Consider the following 19,616-nt stretch of genomic DNA (forward strand, 5'->3'; position numbering starts at 1 on the left):
TTGGGTGCGCTTTGCCGTTTCCGGGTGTCTGCCTGTTCGGAAATCTCCCGATGCGGTTTTCAGGTGGCCTGCAATTTTGCCGCCGTGTGCCGCCCGTGTGTTTCTGCCTATATTTTGTGCAAGAGGGTGAAAGAAAAAATGGGGGTATATATGGCTTATATATATAGGACTTCAGAAATTGAAGTAACTCGGAGGCCAAAAATGGCCTGACTACTTCAGTTTTTGAAGTAATTGCCCATTTTTTAGGCAAGCGTTACTTCAGAAATTGAAGTAATGGCGGCTTAATTACTTCAGTTTTTGAAGTACAAGAATTAATTTTGTTTGAATGAATTTGTTACTGTGTAACACAAAGCGCCCTCTGTTCCCTAGGTGTGGCAATCGGGGTCTTGCTCCTGCTCCGGGTGCTGAAAACTTGTCAAAACTTGTCATCTTCCGGTTTGCCTGGTGCAGCAGGTTCACTACCTAGCGCAGGTGGTTCACTAGGTGGTGCATTTGGTTCACCAGCTCCGCCCGAATCGGTGGCGGGGAAACCTAACAAAACCCTACATTGCCGCACGGGCAAAACCTCATAAAACCTCACTCCGAAGCTCGGAAATAAATCCGGCTCTCGGATTTCAATCCGAACTACCGGGGAATGCAAAACACCAGCGCGGCGGCTGGTGTCGGGTTTTCAGGTAGCCTTATCTGTAAATAGCTAATTAGCCATCATGCGTCTAATAGTGACTAATACAGGTTTCCGGCAGCTGGGAAAATCGAACTAGTTCCAAAACGGAAATAGTTCAAACTAGATGCAAAACCGCCCAGGGATGGGGCGGCCTGCTTGGCCTGCCGTTCGCATTCGATAAAGTAGCGGCGTGCCTCCCTGCCTTTGTCGTTGCGCTCTACCATAGCCAGCTCTTTTGCGGTGTCGAGTGTGAGGAAATACTCCTTGGTCGGACGGCCTCTGCGGGTTTTTTCTAAAGGTTTAGCAAAAGTGCCTTCTGATTTTTCGCCAGAATTGGCGAAAATTACAAAGTCTTGGTTTTCAACAAACCCGTATTCTTCAATACGGTTTCTAATCCAATTGGAAAAGTCTTTACCCACCTCAAGGAAGGCGTGCAGTTCGCGGGCATTGACTGTCTGCCGCTCTTCGCCTGCGATGGCTTGCTTGGCAATGGGGATGAGTTGCGCTGTATTGGTGTTTTGCATGGCGTTTGTCCTTTCAGGTAGCCCTACCCTTGCCCTGCGGCCTGAATGCAATCCGGGCGCATTCTGCGGCCTTTGGCGGGCAGGGGAAGGCTGCCCCGTTCCGATATCTCCAACATGGCGGCATAGGTGTACACCGCGCCTATCCATTGCCGCACTTTCTCGGCGGTTACATTGGCGCCGCGTGCCACAATGGCGGCAATAACGTTTTTCACGTCGGAAACGCTCACTTCGGCCAGCGGTATTTGCCCAATGTGGGGAAACACGTCTTTTTGCATATCGGCAAGGATACGTTCGGCGTGAACGGGCTGCCAGCGGTGCAGGTTGTCGGCATGCCAACGGCGGGCAAGGGCTTCAAAGGTATTTAGGGCGGCAGCTTTTCGCTCTTGTTTTTCCTGTTGCTTGGCGGCAGCGGGGTCTTGCCCGTCTGACAGCAGACGGCGGGCGTTTTCGGCAGCCTGCCGTGCTTCGGAGAGGGAAACGGCAGGATACTTGCCGATAGTCAGCGTTTTTTCCTTGCCGTCGATACGGTATTTCAGGCGGAAGATTTTGCCGCCTGCCGGGGTAACTTCCAGATACAGGCCACCACCGTCAAACAGCTTAGCTTTTTTTCCTGTGCCGGTAGGTTTCGCGTTCTTGATTTGGCGGTCGTTCAGGGGCATTCTGGGGGTATATTTTTGAGGGTATTTTCTGGATACCCCCAATCATACCCCCATAAAAGGGGCAATTCAATTAGACGGCATTAGACGGGATTAGCTGAATAGGGAGGGGGAAAGGATAGGCTGAATCAGCCTGAAAGCCTTGCCTGTATTGAATTTGGCTAATTGCATTGGATGGCGTTAGACGTAAAAAACAGCCCGAAAATTTGGGCTGTTTTTGTTTGATGGTGCCGACAATGAGACTTGAACTCATACGACCTACGGTCACTACCCCCTCAAGATAGCGTGTCTACCAATTCCACCATGTCGGCTTGAAAAAATTGTTGAGGCTGCTACTCCGGAATCACTGCCTGGCTGGCGGCTTGCGCCGGGGCGGCAGGCTGGGATGCGGCAGCAGGAGCGGCTTGCTGCACAGGCGCGTCATCCAAACCGAGCCGGCTGCCATTGCCTTTGCTCGAGATGATGCTGAGTGCGATGCAGCAGCAGAAAAATATGGCAGCGGCAACGGCGGTGCTGCGGCTCAGGAAGTTGGCGCTGCCAGCCGAGCCGAATACGCCTTGCGCGCTACCGGAGCCGAAAGCGGCGCCGGCATCCGCGCCTTTACCCTGTTGCATCAGGACAAGACCGATGATTGCCAGCGAGGCAAAGCCGCCGATAATCATAATAATGGTTTTAAATGCTTCCATGTCTGTTCACTGTTTATTGTGCGGCGGCTTGGGCGATGGCTGCGAAACCGTCTGCTTTTAAAGAAGCTCCGCCGACTAACGCGCCGTCTACTTTGGGCAGGGACAGAATCGTTTGCGCGTTCTGCGGATTGACACTGCCGCCGTAAAGAGCGCGGATATTAGCACCCTTGCTGGCGAAAGACAAGAGCTCGGCGTAAATAAAGGCGTACATGTCGGAAATTTGCTCGGGCGTGGCCACTTGGCCGGTGCCGATGGCCCATACCGGCTCGTAGGCAATAGCAAGGTGTGTTAGGGCTTTGCCGCGCAACACGGCAAGTTGTTCGGCCACAACGGCTTGCTCGCGCCCGGCTTGGCGTTCGGCTAGGGTTTCGCCAACGCATAGGATGGGGATTAAGCTGGCAGCCAGAACGTTATCCAGCTTGGCCGACAGGATTTCGTTGTTTTCGCTGAAATATTGGCGGCGTTCGGAATGGCCGAGCAGTACGAATTGTGCGCCGAGGTCGGCCAGCATGGCGGCGGAGGTTTCGCCGGTGAAGGCGCCGTCGGCGGCAAAGCGGCTGGCGTCTTGCGCGCCGATGTGTAGGGCGGGGGCGGCTTGCCGGAATGCGCTCAAGTAGGGCAGGGGGGCGGCGATGCCGGTTACCACGTTTTCAGGTAGCCTTTGTTCGGCCCAGGCTTGGGCGAAGGCTGCAACGGTATTGCTGCGACCGTTCATTTTCCAGTTGCCGATAATCCAGGGTTGTTGCCACATCATGATGCCGCCATCCTTTCCTTGGGTTGAGACGGGTTGCCTTATTGGGGCTGGGGTGCGGGGGTTTCGGTTTGCTCTGCCGCGGCGTTCAGGCGGGCCATCTGGGTGGCGATGCCTTGTTCGATTTTGGCCATGGAGCCGGATTCGACTTCGTGGTAGGCCTCCAGCAGGGCGTATTTGAAGGCCTCTACGTCGGCGCCGCCGTGGCTTTTGATCACGATGCCGCGCAGGCCGAGGAAGATGGCGCCGTTGAATTTGCGCGGGTCGAGCCGGTTTTTGAAGCCGCGCAGGGTGGGGAAGGCGAGCAGGGCGGCCAGCTTGTTCAGCCAGTTGCGGCTGAATTCTTCGCGGATTACGCCGCCGATGAATTTAACTGCGCCTTCAATCGCTTTGAGCACGGCGTTGCCGGTGAAGCCGTCGGCCACCACCACGTCTACTTCGCCGCTGAATACGGCGTCGCCTTCTACGTTGCCAATGAAGTTTAGCGGGCTGTTTTGCAGCAGCTGGTGTGCTTCTTTGATGACGCTGCCGCCTTTGATGTCTTCGGTGCCGACGTTGAGCAGGCCGATACGCGGCTGGCTGCTGCGCGGATACATGGCGCCAAACAGTTCGCCGCCCATCACGCCGAATTGCAGCAGCTGCGCGGCCGAGCAATCCACATTGGCGCCCAAGTCGAGCATCAGTGCCAAGCCGCCGCCTTTGGAAGGCATGAATTTGGCAATGGCCGGGCGGTCGATGCCGGGCAGGGTTTTGAGTACGAAGCGGGCGGTGGCCATCAGTGCGCCGGTGTTGCCGGCGGATACGGCGGCTTGTGCGGCGCCGTCTTTCACTTGGGTGATGGCGATGCGCATGGAGGAGTCTTTTTTGTTTTTTAGGGCGGATTGCGGCGCTTCGTCCATGCCGACCACTTCCGTGGTGTGCACGATGTGCAGCCGTTCGTGGCCGGCGTGCGCGCCGAGGGCGTTGCGGATGGAGGGTTCGTCGCCCACTAAAATCAGCTTGGTATCGGGTTTGGCTTGCAGGAATTCCAGCGCTGCGGGAATGGTTACCGTGAGGCCGGCATCTCCGCCCATGGCATCGATGGCTAAGGTAATCATCTGATTCTATTCTCCATTATTTCTTGTGGCCGTGCGATTGAGGCTACCTGAAAAATGCAAACCGTGTGCGGCGGATGTTTCAGGTAGCCGGCAGGGCTTAGGGTAGGGCCTGGCGTTGGGCGGCCAGGGCGTTGTGTTCGGTGATGTCGTCGGCATCCCAGGGGTAGTTGATCCACCAATCGGGGGTAACGAGGCCGCTGAAATAGGCGATGCCGGGCGGCAGGATGCCTTTCTTTTCTTTGATTTTTTCGTGTAATACAGCCACGCCCATCGAGGCGAAGTCTTCCTGCATCAGCTGTTCGAGGCAGAATTGCAGGGTAACGCGGCTGTCGTCTACTTCGTCCACCACCAAAACGTGTTTGCCTTTCAGGCTTTCCGGCATGGGATCGAGCCATTGGATTTTCTGCACGGAATCGCGCGCGGCGTGGCTGTGGTCGTTGCAGTAATAGGCGGTGGTTACGGCGTAGATGGGGATATTGAGGAAGCTGCGCAGGATACGCGCGGGGATGAAACCGCCGCCGCCGATGGCGATCATGGCGTCGTAGCGGGTGCCGGACGTTTGAATTTTGTGGGCTAAGCTGCGCAGGGCTTGGTGGATTTCGTCATAGGTGTACCAGATTTTTTCCGACATGTTTCAATCCTTGGTTGGGGCGTGCGGCAAACTCGGCAACGGAGCCGGGCTCTGTGTGCCGGTAAACAGCGGCAAATTGTAAACAGGCAGAGGGCGCTCGGCAACCGGAAGGCTACCTGAAAATGCAATTTGCCCTTAGGCAGCCTAATTGCCGCAGTTTGCCGGGGCAACGCAAAAAAGCCAGTAATTGCGTGGGCAATCTGCTGGCTTGGTATCTGCCTGTGGCCGACTTATTCGTCTTTGGCTTTCACCACTTTGCGGCCACGGTACATACCGTTGGCAGAAATGTGGTGCGGGCGGTGCACTTCGCCGGTGGCGCTGTCCACAGACAGGGCGGGGGCGGTCAGCGCGTCGTGGGCGCGGTGCATGCCGCGGCGTGAGGGGGATTTTTTGTTTTGTTGAACAGCCATGTTGCAAACTCCTGAAAATAAACCTGAGTAAATAATTAACGACCACTTTTCAGCGCCGCCAAGGCAGCGAAGGGATTGGGGCGATCCTGATTGATTTCGGCCAGCTTGCCGTGCTCGCAGTCTGAGTGGCAGGGGGCGTAGGGCAGGGTCATCAGAATTTGGTCTTCCACCAGCATGCCGACGTCCAGCTCCGGCTCCAGCAGCATGCCTTCCAGTTCTTCTTCGGCGGCCATGGCTTCGTCCAAGGCCGTTTCGTTGTCGAACAAGACGATGCGCGCCCGTTCGTCTAAAACAAACGGCATCGGCTGCATGCAGCGTTGGCAAACCAGCGACAATTGCGCGGAAACCGACAAATCCAAATACAGCCGCTCGCGTTTGTCGCGGCCGCCCTGCAAGGCAAAGTCCACCGGCGTTTCCCGCTCGGCCAAACATTCGTGCCGGGCGATGCGCTCGTCCATCTCGTTCAGCCGGATTTGGCCGGCCAAATGCTGCGCCTGCGCGGCGACTGCTTGCGGATCAATCAAAATAGGGTCTGACATAAACGCGCCATGATATAATCCGCCGCCTGAAACGTCAATATTTTAATACGGTTTATGAACGAATCCCTGCTGATTGTGCTCGGCTCTTCCTCGGTATTCCGCCAGCAGCAGCTGGCCAAACTCGGCCTGCGTTTTACCTCTGCCAAGCCCGATTGCGACGAAACGCCGCTGCCGGGCGAAACGCCGCGGCAAACCGCCGAGAGGCTGGCCGAAGCCAAAGCCCGCTCGCTGGCGGCGCGTTATCCGCGGCATTTGGTGATTGGTGCCGACCAGGTGGCCTGTTGCGGCGGGCGGCAGTTGGGCAAGCCGATGAGCGTGGCGAAAGCACAACAGATGCTGGCCGACACCGCCGGGCAAGAGCTGCATTTCTACAGCGCCCTGTGTGTGCTCAACACGTTTTCAGGTAGCCTGCAGCGCCATGTGGACACCACCGCCGTGAAAATGCGCCCGCTCACGGCGCAGCAGATTGCCAGCTATCTCGAGCGCGAACCGGATGCCGTTTACTGCGCCGGCGGCGCCAAGAGTGAAGGTTTGGGCGGCGCGCTGATTGAACGCATCGACAGCAGCGATCCCAACGCGCTGATTGGCCTGCCGATTTTCCGGCTGATTGATTTTTTGCAGGCCGAAGGTGTGGCGGTGTTGTAAGCTTGAGGCTACCTGAAATTTCAGGTAGCCTCTTCTGCCTTTTGGAGAATAAGCTATGTTTATTGTTTCCTTGAATTACATCAAACCTTTAGCCGAAATCGAAGCGTACCTGCCTGCACACATTGAATACCTCAACCGCCACTATGCCGCCGGCCACTTCCTGTTTTCCGGCCGCAAAGAACCGCGCACCGGCGGCGTGATTATTATGCGAGCCGGGAGCCGGGCGCAGGTGGAAGCCATGATTGCCGAAGACCCGTTTTACCAAGCCAAGCTGGCCGAATACCAAATCACCCAGTTTATCCCGACTAAAACCGCCGATGATTTAATCGCCTATCGGGAAACCCTTTAATGCGGCCTCTAGGCTACCTGAAAAATATGCAACCCACCCTGTTCCTCATCCCCACCCCGCTCGGCAGCCCCAGCACCCCCTGCCTCCTGCCGCAGGAGCAAGCCCTGCTCGCCGGCCTCACCGACTTCGTGGTTGAAGCCGAAAAAACCGCCCGCGCCTGCCTGCGCCATTTCGGCTTGAACACGCCTTTGCAGCAGCTTAATCTGCGCGCGCTGAACAAACACACCGCCCCCGACGAGCTGCCCGGTTTGCTGCAACCGTTGCGCCAAGGCCGCAGCATGGGTCTGCTCAGCGAAGCCGGCTGCCCCGCCGTGGCCGACCCCGGCGCCGCGCTGGTGGCATTGGCGCACCAGGCCGGCTTTGCCGTGTGGCCGCTGGTGGGGCCTTCCAGCCTGATGCTCGCACTGATGGCATCCGGCGCCAACGGCCAGCAGTTCGCCTTCCGCGGCTACCTGCCAGCCGACCCCGCCGGCCGCCAAGGCTACCTGAAAACCATCGAGCACGATTCGCGCAGCCGCAACGAAAGCCAAATCTTCATCGAAACCCCCTACCGCAACAACGCCCTGCTGGCCGACGCCGTCGCCACCCTGCACCCCGACACCCTGCTGTGCGCCGCCAGCAACCTCACCCTGCCCGAGCAGCGCATCCTCAGCATGTCGGCAGGCCGATGGCGCACGCAGGCGGCGCTGCCCGACCTGCACAAACAGCCCACCGTGTTCGTGCTGTATGCCGGCCAAGCGCCCGCGCCCGCCCGCAAACGCCGTTAAGCCGTAGAGGCTACCTGAAAAGTGCGATAAACGAAGTGAAAACGAAAAAGCGAAGCCAAGCACGGCCGATATTTTTCAGGTAGCCTTTCCCCACCCAACCGCCAGAAGAGAAGCCTTATGAACCCCATTCCCGTGAGCATCACCATGCTGGTGAAAAACGCCGAGCGCCATCTCGAAGCCAGCCTCGCTGCCCTGGCTGATTTCGACGAAATCATCCTCCTCGACAACGGCTCCACTGACCGCACGCTCGACATCGCCCGCCGCTTCCCCAACGTGGCCGTGCACCATCACGACTTCATCGGCTTCGGTCCTATGAAAAACCTTGCTGCCGGCCTCGCCCGCAACGACTGGGTGCTCAACATCGACAGCGACGAAATCCTGCCGCCCGAGCAGGCCGCCGCCATCCGCGCCCTCGATTGGCAGGCGCACGGCAAAATCTACGTCCTGCCGCGCCTCAACCACTACCGCGGCCGCCCCATCCGCACCTGCGGCTGGTATCCCGACTGGGTAAAGCGCCTCTACCACCGCCGCACCGTGCGCTTCAACGACAACCAAGTGCACGAATCCCTGATCGAGCCCGCCGGCAGCAGCGTGGAAAGGCTACCTGAAAACCATCCGCTCCTGCATTATTCATTCGACGGCGCCGCCGAGCTCATCAGCAAAATGCAGCACTACACCGACCTCTTCGCCGCCCAGCAGCAATTCAAACGGCGCGCCTCCGTGCCCGGCGCGGTGGGGCACGGCGCGGCAGCGTTTTTCAAAAACTATATTTTGAAACGCGGCATCCTCGACGGCGGCGACGGCTTCACCATCGCCTTTGCCAACGCCAGCGGCGCCTACTACAAATACATCAAACTGCACGAAGCCAACCAGCGGCTTACCGTGTCGCTCATCATCACCACCTACAACCGCCCCGACGCGCTGGAAGCCGTGTTGCGCTCCGTACTGGCGCAGCGCGTGCTGCCGCAGGAAGTGATTGTGGCCGACGACGGCTCGCGCGACGACACCCGCGCCGTGATCGAGCGCTATCAGGCCGAATTCCCCGTGCCGCTGCGCCACGCCTGGCAGCCCGACGACGGCTTCCGCCTGGCCGAATCGCGCAACCGCGCCCTGGCGCAGGCCGGCAGCGACTACATCGTTATCATCGACGGCGACATGGTGCTGCACCCCGAATTCATCGCCGACCACAAACGCGCGGCTAAAAAAGGCCTGTTTGTGCAGGGCAGCCGCGTGATCCTCACGCCCGAGAAAACCGCCGAGCTGCTGGCCGAGCCTGCCCGCTACCGCGTGCTGAAATGGTATGAAAAAGGTTTGGAAACACGCTTTGAAAAACGCTTCTCCGCCTGCCGCCTGCCTTGGCTTTCCGGCCAGATTTTGCGCCGCGAAATCCAAAACGATTTCCACGGCATCCGCGGCTGCAATATGGCCTTCTTCCGCGAAGATGCGCTGAAAATCAACGGCTTCAACAACGACTTTGTCGGCTGGGGGCGCGAAGATAGCGAGTTTGTCGCCCGCTTTTTCAACAGCGGCGGCCAACGCGCCAACCTAAAATTCGCCGCCGTGGCCTACCACCTCTACCACCCCGAGGCCGAACGAGCCGCCCTGCCGGAAAACGACCGCCTGCTGGCCGATGCGCAGGAGAAAAAGCTGGCGTGGTGCGAAAACGGGGTGAATCGGTTTCTGCCTGCCGAATAGGCGGCATGAATGAGAAGAGGCTACCTGAAAACCTGGATTGCGGTTTTTCAGGTAGCCTTTGATTTGGGCAATGCGGCCGCCGGGCGCGATTCTGGTTGGAACGGTATCGGCATGCTGATGCCGCCGTTATTCATGCGCAGGCAGGGTGTTTGGCCTGGCCGGAGGTTTTCAGGTAGCCTGTTGGGCTGCTTTGAGGCTACCTGAAAATGGGGCTAATGGATAAATGGCATGGCTGTGCCATCGAGGCAGCAGGCTTGTGATAAAGGCTACCTGAAAACGAACCCCGCGAGTTTCTGCGAAGCTAATCATTTCAGGTAGCCTTTTGCTATGTTGCGGCAGCGGTTTAGCGGTTGCCGTCGGTATTGTATTTTTTCTCCAGGCGGGCGAAGAACCAGGCCAGCGCCATGGTGAGCACGAGATACACCAGGGCGATGAAGTAATACGGCTCTTCATACACATAATAACGGCCGGCCGCGCTCTTAGCGACGTAGGTGAGCTCGGCCACGGCGATGGTGGCCAAGAGAGAGCTGTCTTTGAGCAGGGTGATGAATTCGTTGCCCAAGGGGCCGAGCATGCGGCGCAGGGTTTGCGGCAGGATGATGTAGCGCATGGCTTGGCCGTAGCTTAAGCCCAGCGAGCGGGCGGCTTCCATTTGGCCGCGGTCGATGGATTTGATGCCGGAGCGGAATACTTCGGTGATGTAGGCGCCGGAGTTGAACGACAGCGCCAAAATGCCGGCTACCAGCGGGGCGTAGTTTTGGCGCAGGAAAACGGCCAAGTCGCCGCGGATCAGCAGACCGTCTTGCTGGTGCACTAACAGGGGAGACCATACGTTGTGCCAAATGAAAATCTGCACCAGCATCGGCGTGCCGCGAAACAGGGTAACGTAGAGGCGCGAGCATTGTTGCAGCAGCCACAGCAGGCCTCGGCTGACCATATTGCCTTTTTCGATGCGGATCACGCGGATCAGGGCGTTGCATAAGCCCAAAATCATGCCGAAGAAGGTGGAGGCGGCGGCGATGCCGATGGTGGCCAGCACGCCGAAGAAGAACATTTGGCGATATTCGTAGATAATCGGGAAATGTTGGGAAAACAGTTGAATAAGGCCGGTTTCGCTGTTCATGGCAATCTTTGCTCTATTGCGGAAATGTTTACGGATTTTGACGAAATAAGGGGCGGATTGTACAAGAAAACGGCGGGTTTGTCAGGCGGTGGGCAGCTAGCAGGGGATTTGCCGAGACACTTGGTAATGAAGCGGACAAAAGGCTACCTGAAAAACCGGAGTGGGTTTTCAGGTAGCCTTTATTGCGTTTGATCGCTTAAGCGGCGGGGTTGGCCAGGCGGTTGATTTCGGCCAGCACGGCGGTGGGGTCGGCGGCTTGGGTAATGGGGCGGCCCATCACCAGATAGCTGGCGCCGGCGGAGAGGGCTTGGGCGGGGGTCATGATGCGGCGCTGGTCGTCTTGGTTGCCGCCGGGGTTGGGGCGGATGCCGGGGGTAACCAGCACAAATTCGCTGCCACGCTCTTGGCGCAGGGTGGCGGCTTCGTGCGGGGAGCAGACCACGCCGTCGAGGCCGGACTGCTGCGCTAAGGCCGCCCAGCGCGATGCCCATTCGGCGATGGGGGCGGTGAGGCCGAGCTCGTTTAAATCGCCCTGTTCCATGCTGGTGAGGATGGTGACGCCGATGAGCAGCGGGCGTTGGGCGTGGTTGGCCACGGCTTCGGCGGCGGCTTCCATCATGCGGCGGCCGCCGGCGGTGTGCATATCCACCATCCACACGCCCATGTCGGCGGCCACACGGCAGGCGGCGGCAACGGTGTTGGGGATGTCGTGGTATTTGAGGTCGAGGAAGAGCTGGAAGCCTTGGTGGATGAGGGCTTCGGCCAGGCGGCGGCCGGTGGCGGTGAAGAGCTCTTTGCCGATTTTGAGCCGGCACAAATCGGGGCTGAGGCGGCGTACGAAGGCGAGGGTGTCGGCTTCGTTGGCAAAATCGAGGGCGACAATCACGGGAATGCGGGCGGCGGGCGGGGTGGGGTCGAGGATGAGCGGGTTCATGCGTGTTCCTTGTTGGCGGATGTTTGAAATGGGGCTACCTGAAAAAAGGCTACCTGAAAAAGGGGAAGGGTTTTCAGGTAGCCTTTCGGCGTGCGGGATGCTCAGGCGGGAAACAGGCTGGCCGGCTGCACCGGGGGCAGGGGGCTGTTCACTTGCCCTGCGGCGGCGGCCAGTTGGGCGAAATCGGCGGGATGGCGGCGCACGTAGGAGCAAATCGTGCAGAAGTCTTCCTCGCAGGCGATGCAGTAGTCGGCATCGAGCGGGTCGAACTGGGGGAATTGTGCGCGCAGCTCTTCGATGTTGCCGTTGCGCTCGGCGGCGGCGCGGATGGCGGCGCCGTGCTGCTGATAGAGGGTGCGGGCGCGGTCGATGATATCGGGGGTGTCTTGCACGCCCCAGCGGCGCAGGGTTTCGGCCAGCTGGGCGGAAAGGGCGTGTTCGGCGCGGCTGGCGGCAATCAGTTGCACCAAGCCGTCGTCTTCCATGATGAGGTCGAGGCTGAGGTAGGCGAGCAGGGCGTGCTCGGCGGCGGTGAAATGCTCGATGCCTCGGGCGGTGTGGCGCACGCGCTGCGACCAGACGTTGAGCATGCGGTAGAGCTCGTTGATGGTGAACATATTGTGTTGGGGCATGGATGGCTAAACTTCGATTTTGTTGGGGGTAAAGGTTTCCCACTTGTTGCAGGCGGGGCAGTGCCAGAAGAAAACTTGCGATTTGAAGTGGCAGTGCCGGCAGCGGTACATCACGTTTTTCTGCAAGGTGCGGCCGATAACGCCGCGGATCATGTCGGCATCGGATTTCCAGGCGGGATTGAGCTGGTTCAGGCGCAGGCCGAGCAGGCGGTATACGCCGCCGAGGTCGGGCTTCTGGCGCACGATTTCCACGGCGGTTTCGGCGGCTTTCTCTTCGCCGTAGAGCAGCAGGGATTTTTCGTATACGACGTTGATTAAATCGAGCTGGGGGAAGGTTTTCAGGTAGCCTGTGAGCACGGCGAGGCCGGCGGCGGCTTGGCCTTGGGCATCATAGGCGTCATAAAGTTTTTCGCCCACCATGCTGAGGTAGGCGTGGTTTTGTTTTTCGATGGCGGTGTAGGCGGCCACAGCGGCGGGGTAGTTGCCTTGTTTCTGCTCCAAATCGCCGAGAATCATGTTGGCGCGGGCGCATTTGCGGTTGGCATCCAGCGCTTGGGCGATGTTGGCGCGGGCTTGCTCGAAATCGGATTTGAACAGGGCGGCTTGCGCCAGTTCGCAATAAAATTGCGCGATTTCAAAGCGGTAGGTTTGTTCGTCGTGGCTGAGCAGCTGGGCGGTTTCGATGGCTTTGGCCCAGTCGCGGTCTTGCTGGTAGATGTTGAGCAGCACTTGGCGGGCTTGGGTGGCCATATTGCCTTGTTGCAGGCCGAGGAAGATTTGCTCGGCGCGGTCTACCAAGCCGGCGTTTTGGTAGTCTTGCCCGAGCTCGAACAGCACTTGGTTGCGCTTTTCGCCCACGGTTTCGGGGGCTTCGAGCTGGGCTTGGTGCAGGCGGATGGCTTTGTCGTTTTCGCCGCGCTGGCGGTAGAGTTTGCCCAGGGTGAGGTGCAGCTCGTAGGCGTTGTCGCCGGCGGGCAGCAGCTCGGTCATGTCGGCCAGGTGGCGGGCGGCGCTGCCGAGGTTGCGGTCTACCAGCGCATCGAGGCTGGCGTAAAACGCGGTGGGCACGGATTTGGCCTGCTTGAGCACGGCTTTCATGTCCACCCGCGCGGCAAACCAGCCCATGGCGAAAAACACGGGCAGCAGGATAATCGGCGTGAGCCACCACCAGATATTGCCGTCCATGCGCTTATTCCTTCACCGGCGCGGCGGCGGGCACGGGCTGCTCGGCATCCACCGGCACGGGCGTTTGCAGCCCTTCCTGCGCGATGCGGGCGTTTTTGCGCACTTCGTTGCGCAGGCGGTTGTTTTCATGGCGCAGCGAGAGCAGGCGGCCGAACATAGAAAACACGCCGAACACGGCGCCGACGATAAAGAAAATCAGCAGGAGCACAATCAGCGGCAGGTTGATTTCGCTGCCGGGCAGGTAGGAAAAGCCCACCAGCTTGGTGTTGAATGCGGCCAAAACGATGAACACGGCCAGAAGCAGCAGTTTGACAATCAGCGAAATCAGTTTCATGGGGCAAGCCTTTCATCATGCGGGCGGGAATGGATATCAATGGCGAAGTGTAAACCATTTGGGGGTTTTCAGGTAGCCTAACTGATGGCCCGCGCCGCTTTGGAGGCTACCTGAAAACGTGTCGGCACGCTTTCCATGAAGCCGATTGGTAACATAATCACGAGGGCAAAAGGCTACCTGAAAATGTGTTATGATGTTTTCAGGTAGCCTACTCTATTTTGGCAAGCCTTGAAAATAAAAAGATTTCACCAAACCCTGCCGGCCGGATTTTCCACCCTCACACAAGGAGCAATCTGATGTCTGCCACTTCCGTTACCCCCGTATCCGAATCCCTGTTCAAGCTCGGCCTGAACCAGGCGTTGCCCATCAGCGAGCAGGCCACCACCTCGCGCACGGTGCTGAATAACGATCTTTTGCGCGTGGTGATGTTTACGCTGGACGCCGGCCAAATGCTCACCGAGCACACTTCCACCAAAGCCGTGGTGGTAACCCTGCTGGAAGGCGAGATGGACTTCTCCATCGGCGCGCGCCACGAAATCCTGCATGCCGGCGACGTGGTGTATCTGGCGCCGAACGACAGGCACGCGCTTACCGCCGTGAGCGCTTGCCGGATGCAGCTGGTGATGGTAAATGCGGATTGATGCGCCCTTGGGCCGGGCAGGATAAATCCCAATCGCACAAAGAAAACAGGCTACCTGAAAAAGGCAGCCTGTTTTGCTGTATTGGTGCCGGCGGCAGGAATCGAACTCGCGACCCCCTGATTACAAGTCAGGTGCTCTACCAACTGAGCTACACCGGCGAAGAAGCGGCGCATTATGCCGAGCTTGCGGGGGTTTGGCAAGGGGTTGGCTTCAGATGGGGTGGATGTGTTGTTTTGCGGCGAACGTGAGTCGGATAATTTTCAGGTAGCCTCAACGGAATGAGAGGCTACCTGAAAAATAGCGGGGCAGGGATGGCACGCTAGCCGGTGAGCTGCTTGGTGATGAGTTTTTTCACCGGGGGCAGGTGGTTGCTCAGGCGCAGCACGGTGTTGCGCAGGAATTTGGCGGGCGCGGTTTCGGTGGTGAAGAGTTTCACCACGAAGTTGGTGCCGTGATAGAGCGCACGGGTGTGCAGGATGTGTTTGGCTTCATATTTCTCCAAGAGGTCGGCGGAGGCGATGTCTTGGCCGGAAGCGGCGGCCTGCACGATGAGGCCGGCGAGGATGTTGGCGCTGGCAAGCCCGAGGTTGAAGCCGTGGGCGGTAACGGGGTGCATGCCCACGGCGGCGTCGCCGATGAGGGCGGTGCGGCGGGCGGAAAAGCGGCGGGCGTGTACGCCGACCAGGGGGTAGGTGTGGATGCTGCCGGCGGGGGTCATTTTGCCGAGCAGGCCTTGCAGCTGCTGTTCGAGGTCGGCGGCGAGGGCTTCGGGGCTGAGCTCGGTGATTTCGTGCAGGCGGCGGTTGTCGATGGTGATGACGCAGTTGGTCATGTATTCGCCCAGCGGGAGCAGGGCGATGGTGCGGCCGTAGCGGAAGCATTCGCAGGCGGTGTTTTCGTTGGAGACGGTGTGGGCAAAGCGGGCCACGAGCACGGTGCGGCCGAAGTCGTGCATGTCGGCGGAAATGCCGGCTTGGCGGCGGGTTTGGGAGAAGCGGCTGTCGGCGGCGATGAGCAGCTTGGCGGATACGGTGTCGCCGTTGTCGAGCAATACGCTCACGCCGTCTTCGCCGTTGACGGCTTCCTGCACTTTGTGGCCGGTGAGGAAGTGGATGTTGTTGTGCTGGCTGGCGGATTCGTAGGCGGCGCGGCGGATGTCGTGGTTGGATACGAGGAAGCCGAGCTGGCCTTTGCCGTCGGTGGGCGGGGGGAAGCTGAGGGTGTAGGGGGAGCTGCCGTTGAGCACTTTGGCGGCTTTGAGGGGATACACGGCTTCGGCGGGAATGCGCTGCCACATGCCGAGCTGTTCCATAATCTGCTGCGAGGGGTGGGTGAGGGCGATTTCGCGGCCGTCGTAGGGCGGATTGGCGAGGGTGTCTTGGCTGCTTTGCTCGATGAGCAGGATGTTGAGGCCGCTGGGTGCGGCGGCGGTGGCGAAGCTGAGGCCGGCGGGGCCGGCGCCGATGACGACGATGTCGTAGGTGTGCTGCATGATGGGCTCCTGTGGGCATGATGCGCTGGGGAAGGGTTGCGGGGATTATACCGCAAGTTGCGGGGTGGAAACGGGAGGAAAGGACTACCTGAAAATATGGGAAGGGGTTTTAGTTGGGCGGAAAATTTTTCAGGTAGCCTGTTGCGGGTTGGAGGCTACCTGAAAATCTGTCGGGTATTTGGGTTTACAATAGTGCCTTCAATTATCGGAGCGCAAACATGAGCAAACAGGATACGCAGCAGCTGCTGAAACAGTTGGGCAAGGAGGCGAAGCGCCGGCAGGAGGAAGCGGCGGCGCAGGCGCGGAAAGAAAAGGCGCAGGCGTTTGATTTTGCGGCGGCGGTGGGGGCGGTGGTGCCGCTGAAAAGCAGCAACCGTGTGCCGCTGCCGCAAGAGAAGGGGCCGCTGAAACGGCGTTTCGATGCGGAAGGGATGATGGACGAGGGGCGGTATTTTTATGTGAGCGAAGAGAGCGAGCGCGAGCCGCCGCGTTCGTTTTGCAAAAACGGGCGCGGGCAGGACGACATCCGCCGTTTGGTGTCGGGGCATTGGCCGCGGGTGGCGCGCTTGGATTTGCACGGCTACACGCGGGAGGAGGCGCAGCAGGTGTTGAGCGAGTTTATTGAGGAGGGGTACCACCGGCGCGGGGTGTGCGCGGAAATTGTGCACGGCAGCGGGCTGGGTTCGCAGGGCTTTGCGCCGGTGTTGAAAAACTTGGTGCGGCGCTGGCTGATGGCGCATCCGGACGTATTGGCCTATGCGGAACCGCACGGCGGCAACGATGGGGCGGTGTTGGTGTTGCTGCGCAAACGGCGGGATGAATAGCACTCGGCGTTTCCATTTTGTTGTTTTGTGCATGCCGGCGCGGCGGGAAATTTTGGGTGATTTTTCAGGTAGCCTACTGCGGATGGGGTGTGCGCAGCGGGGAAAATAAAGCGGCGGCGGCTGGAAAAAATCGTTGCCATTCCGGCGTTGTGCTGTTAATATCCCGCGGAAATACAGTGTGTTGCGGCATCGTTTGCCTGGCGCTTATGTTCGGAAAACAACAGTTTTCCGATTTGCTTGTTTAAGCGTATGCTTTTATAGCTGATTTCTGCTGTGTTGCAAAACGAAAAAGCGAATTTTGTTGATTAACCCGAAGTAAAGAGGATGAGGATTATGTCTGTTGAGAAACATGATCACGATGTAGACCCGATTGAAACCCAAGAGTGGCTGGATGCGCTCAGTTCCGTGCTCGAAACCGAAGGCTCGGAGCGGGCGCATTTTCTGTTGGAAAACCTGGTGCGCTACACCCGCCGCCGCGGCGTGCACCTGCCGTTTAGCGCCACCACCGCTTATCTGAACACCATTCCCGTGGGCCGCGAGCAGAGATCGCCCGGCAATATGGAGCTGGAGCACCGCATCCGCGCCGCCATCCGCTGGAACGCCGCCGCCATGGTGCTGCGTGCCGGCAAAAAAGATTTGGAGCTGGGCGGCCACATCGCTTCCTTCCAGTCTTCCGCCACTTTGTATGACGTGGGCTTCAACCACTTCTGGCGTGCCAAAAACGAAGCCGCCGGCGAAGAAGGCGATTTGGTGTTTGTGCAAGGCCACTCTTCCCCCGGTATTTATTCCCGCGCCTTTGTGGAAGGCCGCCTGAGCGAAGAGCAGCTGGACCACTTCCGCCAGGAAGTGGGCGGCCAAGGTCTGCCGTCTTACCCGCACCCGCACCTGCTGCCCGATTTCTGGCAGTTCCCCACCGTATCCATGGGCTTGGGCCCGTTGATGGCGATTTATCAGGCACGCTTCCTGAAATATCTGGAATCCCGCGGCCTAGCCAAAACCAAAGGCCGCAAAGTATGGTGCTTCTGCGGCGACGGCGAAATGGACGAGCCGGAAAGCCAGGGTGCCATCGCTTTGGCTGCTCGCGAAGGTTTGGACAACCTGATTTTCGTGATCAACTGCAACCTGCAGCGTTTGGACGGCCCGGTGCGCGGCAACGGCAAAATCATCCAAGAGCTGGAAGGCAACTTCCGCGGCGCCGGCTGGAACGTGCTGAAAGTCATCTGGGGCCGCCGTTGGGACGCCCTGCTGGCCAAAGACACCAACCACGCCCTCAAACAGCGCATGGAAGAATGTCTGGACGGCGACTACCAAACCTTCAAATCCAAAGACGGCGCCTATGTGCGCGAGCACTTCTTCAACACGCCCGAACTGCGTGAAATGGTGGCCGATATGTCCGATGCCGAAATTTGGGCATTGAACCGCGGCGGCCACGACCCGTATAAAGTGTATGCCGCCTACCACGAAGCCGTGAACAACGCAGACGGCCGCCCCACTGTGATCTTGGCCAAAACCATCAAAGGCTACGGCATGGGCGCTTCCGGTGAAGGCCAGAACGTGGCCCACCAAGCCAAGAAGATGGACGTGCAGTCGCTCAAACAGTTCCGCGACCGCTTCGGTATCGAAGTGACTGATGAGCAAATCGAAAGCGGCAACCTGCCTTATTTCCGCTTCCCCGAAGACAGCCCGGAAATGCAGTATCTGCGCGAGCGCCGCAACGCTTTGGGCGGCTACCTGCCGGCACGCCATCCGAGCACCGAAGCCCTGCCGATTCCCGCATTGGAAACCTTCGATGCCCAGCTGCAATCCAGCGGCGAGCGCGAATTCTCCACCACCATGGCCTTCGTGCGCATCTTGGCTGCCTTGCTGAAAGACAAGCAAATCGGCCGCCGCATCGTGCCGATTGTGCCCGATGAAAGCCGCACCTTCGGTATGGAAGGCATGTTCCGCCAATACGGCATTTGGAACCCGAAAGGCCAGCAATACACCCCGCAGGATAAAGATCAGCTGATGTTCTACAAAGAATCGGTAGACGGCCAAATCCTGCAGGAAGGCATCAACGAGCCCGGCGCCATGGCAGATTGGATTGCTGCCGCCACCAGCTATGCCAACAACAACTACGCCATGATTCCGTTCTATATTTACTACTCCATGTTCGGATTCCAGCGCGTGGGCGATTTGGCCTGGGCAGCCGGCGACATGCACGCCCGCGGCTTCCTCTTGGGCGGCACCGCAGGCCGCACCACCCTCAACGGCGAAGGCCTGCAACACGAAGACGGCCACAGCCAGCTGCAGGCCGACCTGATTCCGAACTGCGTGAGCTACGACCCCACCTTCCAATACGAAGTGGCCGTGATCGTGCAAGACGGCCTGCGCCGCATGTATGTGGACAACGAAGACGTGTTCTTCTACATCACCCTGATGAACGAAAACTACGCCCACCCCGCCATGCCGCAGCGCAAAGGCATCGAGCAGGAAATCCTCAAAGGCATGTATTTGTTCCGCGAGGGCGGCAAAGGCGACAAACGCGTTCAGCTGATGGGCTCCGGCACCATCCTGCAGGAAGTGATTCACGCCGCCGAACTGCTGAAGAACGACTTCGGCGTGGAAGCCGACATCTGGTCTTGCCCCTCCTTCAACCTGCTGCACCGCGAAGCCATCGAAACCGACCGTTGGAACCGCCTGCATCCGGCTGCCGAGCAGAAGCTGCCCTTCGTGAGCCAGCAGCTGCAAGGCCACACCGGCCCGGTGGTTGCCGCTACCGACTACATCCGCAGCTTCGCCGACCGCATCCGCGCCTACATCCCCAAAGAAAACGGCGATTATGTGGTGCTCGGCACCGACGGTTTCGGCCGCTCCGACAGCCGCGCCAACCTGCGCAGCTTCTTTGAAGTGGATCGCTACCACGTGGCCGTGGCCGCGCTCGACGCTTTGGCCAAACAGGGCAAAGTGGGCAAAGACGTGGTACAGCAAGCCATCGAGAAATACGGCGTGCAAACCGAAGTGGCGCCCAGCTGGAAACGCTAAACCGCCCTTGAAT

The 19,616-nt window shown here is 59.1% G+C and carries 21 protein-coding genes and 2 tRNA genes; 7 read left to right on the forward strand and 16 right to left on the reverse strand.

Annotation, left to right across the window (positions count from 1 at the left end):
* Window positions 1-723: 723 nt before the first annotated feature.
* The 9 genes from A7P95_RS05090 to A7P95_RS05130 all read right to left on the reverse strand — a co-directional run bounded on the left by A7P95_RS05090 (window position 724) and on the right by A7P95_RS05130 (window position 5,958).
* On the reverse strand, window positions 724-1,188 hold the full coding sequence (locus A7P95_RS05090) for an antA/AntB antirepressor family protein (protein WP_067592187.1): 465 nt from the start codon (window positions 1,186-1,188) through the stop codon (window positions 724-726).
* A 23-nt stretch (window positions 1,189-1,211) separates the two neighbouring features.
* Window positions 1,212-1,847, reverse strand: coding sequence for a tyrosine-type recombinase/integrase (locus tag A7P95_RS05095; protein ID WP_245636565.1), 636 nt, complete (start codon window positions 1,845-1,847; stop codon window positions 1,212-1,214).
* 222 nt (window positions 1,848-2,069) lie between these two features.
* Window positions 2,070-2,155, reverse strand: a tRNA-Leu gene (locus A7P95_RS05100).
* A gap of 21 nt (window positions 2,156-2,176) precedes the next feature.
* The gene (secG, locus tag A7P95_RS05105) at window positions 2,177-2,530 is read right to left on the reverse strand and encodes a preprotein translocase subunit SecG (RefSeq protein WP_067592190.1); all 354 of its coding nucleotides are present in this window, start codon (window positions 2,528-2,530) and stop codon (window positions 2,177-2,179) included.
* 13 nt (window positions 2,531-2,543) lie between these two features.
* Window positions 2,544-3,284 carry a triose-phosphate isomerase gene (tpiA, locus tag A7P95_RS05110; RefSeq protein WP_067592193.1) on the reverse strand — a complete coding sequence of 247 codons (741 nt, stop codon included), beginning with the start codon at window positions 3,282-3,284 and terminating at the stop codon, window positions 2,544-2,546.
* A gap of 38 nt (window positions 3,285-3,322) precedes the next feature.
* Window positions 3,323-4,378, reverse strand: coding sequence for a phosphate acyltransferase PlsX (plsX, locus tag A7P95_RS05115; RefSeq protein ID WP_067592196.1), 1,056 nt, complete (start codon window positions 4,376-4,378; stop codon window positions 3,323-3,325).
* A gap of 97 nt (window positions 4,379-4,475) precedes the next feature.
* A complete protein-coding gene (locus tag A7P95_RS05120) occupies window positions 4,476-5,009 on the reverse strand; it encodes a phosphoribosyltransferase (protein ID WP_067592199.1) in 534 nt (177 codons plus the stop codon).
* Window positions 5,010-5,239: 230 nt separating this feature from the next.
* Complete coding sequence (gene rpmF, locus A7P95_RS05125; RefSeq protein ID WP_003824258.1) at window positions 5,240-5,419, reverse strand: 50S ribosomal protein L32; 180 nt, start codon at window positions 5,417-5,419, stop codon at window positions 5,240-5,242.
* 35 nt (window positions 5,420-5,454) lie between these two features.
* Window positions 5,455-5,958 (reverse strand): YceD family protein, encoded by a 504-nt coding sequence (locus tag A7P95_RS05130; RefSeq protein ID WP_067592202.1) that lies wholly within the window; start codon window positions 5,956-5,958, stop codon window positions 5,455-5,457.
* Window positions 5,959-6,012: 54 nt separating this feature from the next.
* On the opposite strand from A7P95_RS05130, the gene A7P95_RS05135 reads away from it, so the two are divergent.
* The 4 genes from A7P95_RS05135 (at window position 6,013) to A7P95_RS05150 (ending at window position 9,414) form a co-directional block, all read left to right on the forward strand.
* Window positions 6,013-6,603: a Maf family protein gene (locus tag A7P95_RS05135; RefSeq protein WP_067592205.1), complete on the forward strand. Its 591-nt coding sequence runs from the start codon at window positions 6,013-6,015 to the stop codon at window positions 6,601-6,603.
* Window positions 6,604-6,658: 55 nt separating this feature from the next.
* Window positions 6,659-6,952: a YciI family protein gene (locus A7P95_RS05140; protein WP_067592208.1), complete on the forward strand. Its 294-nt coding sequence runs from the start codon at window positions 6,659-6,661 to the stop codon at window positions 6,950-6,952.
* A gap of 26 nt (window positions 6,953-6,978) precedes the next feature.
* Complete coding sequence (locus tag A7P95_RS05145; RefSeq protein WP_067592446.1) at window positions 6,979-7,719, forward strand: SAM-dependent methyltransferase; 741 nt, start codon at window positions 6,979-6,981, stop codon at window positions 7,717-7,719.
* A gap of 117 nt (window positions 7,720-7,836) precedes the next feature.
* Window positions 7,837-9,414, forward strand: coding sequence for a glycosyltransferase family 2 protein (locus tag A7P95_RS05150; RefSeq protein ID WP_067592211.1), 1,578 nt, complete (start codon window positions 7,837-7,839; stop codon window positions 9,412-9,414).
* Between the two features lie 343 nt (window positions 9,415-9,757).
* Here the strand turns inward: A7P95_RS05150 and A7P95_RS05160 are convergent, their stop codons facing one another.
* The 5 genes from A7P95_RS05160 to A7P95_RS05180 all read right to left on the reverse strand — a co-directional run bounded on the left by A7P95_RS05160 (window position 9,758) and on the right by A7P95_RS05180 (window position 13,622).
* On the reverse strand, window positions 9,758-10,537 hold the full coding sequence (locus A7P95_RS05160; RefSeq protein WP_067592217.1) for an amino acid ABC transporter permease: 780 nt from the start codon (window positions 10,535-10,537) through the stop codon (window positions 9,758-9,760).
* 196 nt (window positions 10,538-10,733) lie between these two features.
* A complete protein-coding gene (gene pyrF, locus A7P95_RS05165) occupies window positions 10,734-11,471 on the reverse strand; it encodes an orotidine-5'-phosphate decarboxylase (protein WP_067592220.1) in 738 nt (245 codons plus the stop codon).
* 101 nt (window positions 11,472-11,572) lie between these two features.
* Window positions 11,573-12,103, reverse strand: coding sequence for a DMP19 family protein (locus A7P95_RS05170; RefSeq protein WP_067592224.1), 531 nt, complete (start codon window positions 12,101-12,103; stop codon window positions 11,573-11,575).
* A gap of 6 nt (window positions 12,104-12,109) precedes the next feature.
* Window positions 12,110-13,288 carry a lipopolysaccharide assembly protein LapB gene (gene lapB, locus A7P95_RS05175; RefSeq protein ID WP_067592228.1) on the reverse strand — a complete coding sequence of 393 codons (1,179 nt, stop codon included), beginning with the start codon at window positions 13,286-13,288 and terminating at the stop codon, window positions 12,110-12,112.
* A 4-nt stretch (window positions 13,289-13,292) separates the two neighbouring features.
* Window positions 13,293-13,622, reverse strand: a complete 330-nt coding sequence (locus A7P95_RS05180; RefSeq protein ID WP_067592231.1) for a LapA family protein — start codon at window positions 13,620-13,622, stop codon at window positions 13,293-13,295.
* Between the two features lie 296 nt (window positions 13,623-13,918).
* On the opposite strand from A7P95_RS05180, the gene A7P95_RS05185 reads away from it, so the two are divergent.
* The gene (locus A7P95_RS05185; RefSeq protein ID WP_067592233.1) at window positions 13,919-14,263 is read left to right on the forward strand and encodes a cupin domain-containing protein; all 345 of its coding nucleotides are present in this window, start codon (window positions 13,919-13,921) and stop codon (window positions 14,261-14,263) included.
* 82 nt (window positions 14,264-14,345) lie between these two features.
* On the opposite strand, the gene A7P95_RS05190 is transcribed toward A7P95_RS05185, so the two are convergent.
* Window positions 14,346-14,421: transfer RNA gene (locus A7P95_RS05190), tRNA-Thr, on the reverse strand.
* A 161-nt stretch (window positions 14,422-14,582) separates the two neighbouring features.
* Window positions 14,583-15,755 (reverse strand): 5-demethoxyubiquinol-8 5-hydroxylase UbiM, encoded by a 1,173-nt coding sequence (gene ubiM / locus A7P95_RS05195; RefSeq protein ID WP_067592236.1) that lies wholly within the window; start codon window positions 15,753-15,755, stop codon window positions 14,583-14,585.
* A gap of 218 nt (window positions 15,756-15,973) precedes the next feature.
* Between ubiM and A7P95_RS05200 the strand changes: the two genes are divergently transcribed.
* Window positions 15,974-16,579, forward strand: coding sequence for a Smr/MutS family protein (locus tag A7P95_RS05200; RefSeq protein WP_067592240.1), 606 nt, complete (start codon window positions 15,974-15,976; stop codon window positions 16,577-16,579).
* Window positions 16,580-16,912: 333 nt separating this feature from the next.
* A complete protein-coding gene (gene aceE, locus A7P95_RS05205) occupies window positions 16,913-19,603 on the forward strand; it encodes a pyruvate dehydrogenase (acetyl-transferring), homodimeric type (protein WP_067592243.1) in 2,691 nt (896 codons plus the stop codon).
* Window positions 19,604-19,616 lie beyond the last annotated feature (13 nt).

The sequence above is a fragment of the Eikenella longinqua genome, assembly GCF_001648355.1.
In the GTDB taxonomy this organism is placed as follows: domain Bacteria; phylum Pseudomonadota; class Gammaproteobacteria; order Burkholderiales; family Neisseriaceae; genus Eikenella; species Eikenella longinqua.

What these genes read in the sequence shown, in the direction of transcription:
- A7P95_RS05090 (WP_067592187.1), bottom strand. Translation starts at nt 1,188, where the DNA reads ATGCAAAACACCAATACAGCGCAACTCATCCCCATTGCCAAGCAAGCC.
- A7P95_RS05095 (WP_245636565.1), bottom strand. Translation starts at nt 1,847, where the DNA reads ATGCCCCTGAACGACCGCCAAATCAAGAACGCGAAACCTACCGGCACA.
- secG (WP_067592190.1), bottom strand. Translation starts at nt 2,530, where the DNA reads ATGGAAGCATTTAAAACCATTATTATGATTATCGGCGGCTTTGCCTCG.
- tpiA (WP_067592193.1), bottom strand. Translation starts at nt 3,284, where the DNA reads ATGATGTGGCAACAACCCTGGATTATCGGCAACTGGAAAATGAACGGT.
- plsX (WP_067592196.1), bottom strand. Translation starts at nt 4,378, where the DNA reads ATGATTACCTTAGCCATCGATGCCATGGGCGGAGATGCCGGCCTCACG.
- A7P95_RS05120 (WP_067592199.1), bottom strand. Translation starts at nt 5,009, where the DNA reads ATGTCGGAAAAAATCTGGTACACCTATGACGAAATCCACCAAGCCCTG.
- rpmF (WP_003824258.1), bottom strand. Translation starts at nt 5,419, where the DNA reads ATGGCTGTTCAACAAAACAAAAAATCCCCCTCACGCCGCGGCATGCAC.
- A7P95_RS05130 (WP_067592202.1), bottom strand. Translation starts at nt 5,958, where the DNA reads ATGTCAGACCCTATTTTGATTGATCCGCAAGCAGTCGCCGCGCAGGCG.
- A7P95_RS05135 (WP_067592205.1), top strand. Translation starts at nt 6,013, where the DNA reads ATGAACGAATCCCTGCTGATTGTGCTCGGCTCTTCCTCGGTATTCCGC.
- A7P95_RS05140 (WP_067592208.1), top strand. Translation starts at nt 6,659, where the DNA reads ATGTTTATTGTTTCCTTGAATTACATCAAACCTTTAGCCGAAATCGAA.
- A7P95_RS05145 (WP_067592446.1), top strand. Translation starts at nt 6,979, where the DNA reads ATGCAACCCACCCTGTTCCTCATCCCCACCCCGCTCGGCAGCCCCAGC.
- A7P95_RS05150 (WP_067592211.1), top strand. Translation starts at nt 7,837, where the DNA reads ATGAACCCCATTCCCGTGAGCATCACCATGCTGGTGAAAAACGCCGAG.
- A7P95_RS05160 (WP_067592217.1), bottom strand. Translation starts at nt 10,537, where the DNA reads ATGAACAGCGAAACCGGCCTTATTCAACTGTTTTCCCAACATTTCCCG.
- pyrF (WP_067592220.1), bottom strand. Translation starts at nt 11,471, where the DNA reads ATGAACCCGCTCATCCTCGACCCCACCCCGCCCGCCGCCCGCATTCCC.
- A7P95_RS05170 (WP_067592224.1), bottom strand. Translation starts at nt 12,103, where the DNA reads ATGCCCCAACACAATATGTTCACCATCAACGAGCTCTACCGCATGCTC.
- lapB (WP_067592228.1), bottom strand. Translation starts at nt 13,288, where the DNA reads ATGGACGGCAATATCTGGTGGTGGCTCACGCCGATTATCCTGCTGCCC.
- A7P95_RS05180 (WP_067592231.1), bottom strand. Translation starts at nt 13,622, where the DNA reads ATGAAACTGATTTCGCTGATTGTCAAACTGCTGCTTCTGGCCGTGTTC.
- A7P95_RS05185 (WP_067592233.1), top strand. Translation starts at nt 13,919, where the DNA reads ATGTCTGCCACTTCCGTTACCCCCGTATCCGAATCCCTGTTCAAGCTC.
- ubiM (WP_067592236.1), bottom strand. Translation starts at nt 15,755, where the DNA reads ATGCAGCACACCTACGACATCGTCGTCATCGGCGCCGGCCCCGCCGGC.
- A7P95_RS05200 (WP_067592240.1), top strand. Translation starts at nt 15,974, where the DNA reads ATGAGCAAACAGGATACGCAGCAGCTGCTGAAACAGTTGGGCAAGGAG.
- aceE (WP_067592243.1), top strand. Translation starts at nt 16,913, where the DNA reads ATGTCTGTTGAGAAACATGATCACGATGTAGACCCGATTGAAACCCAA.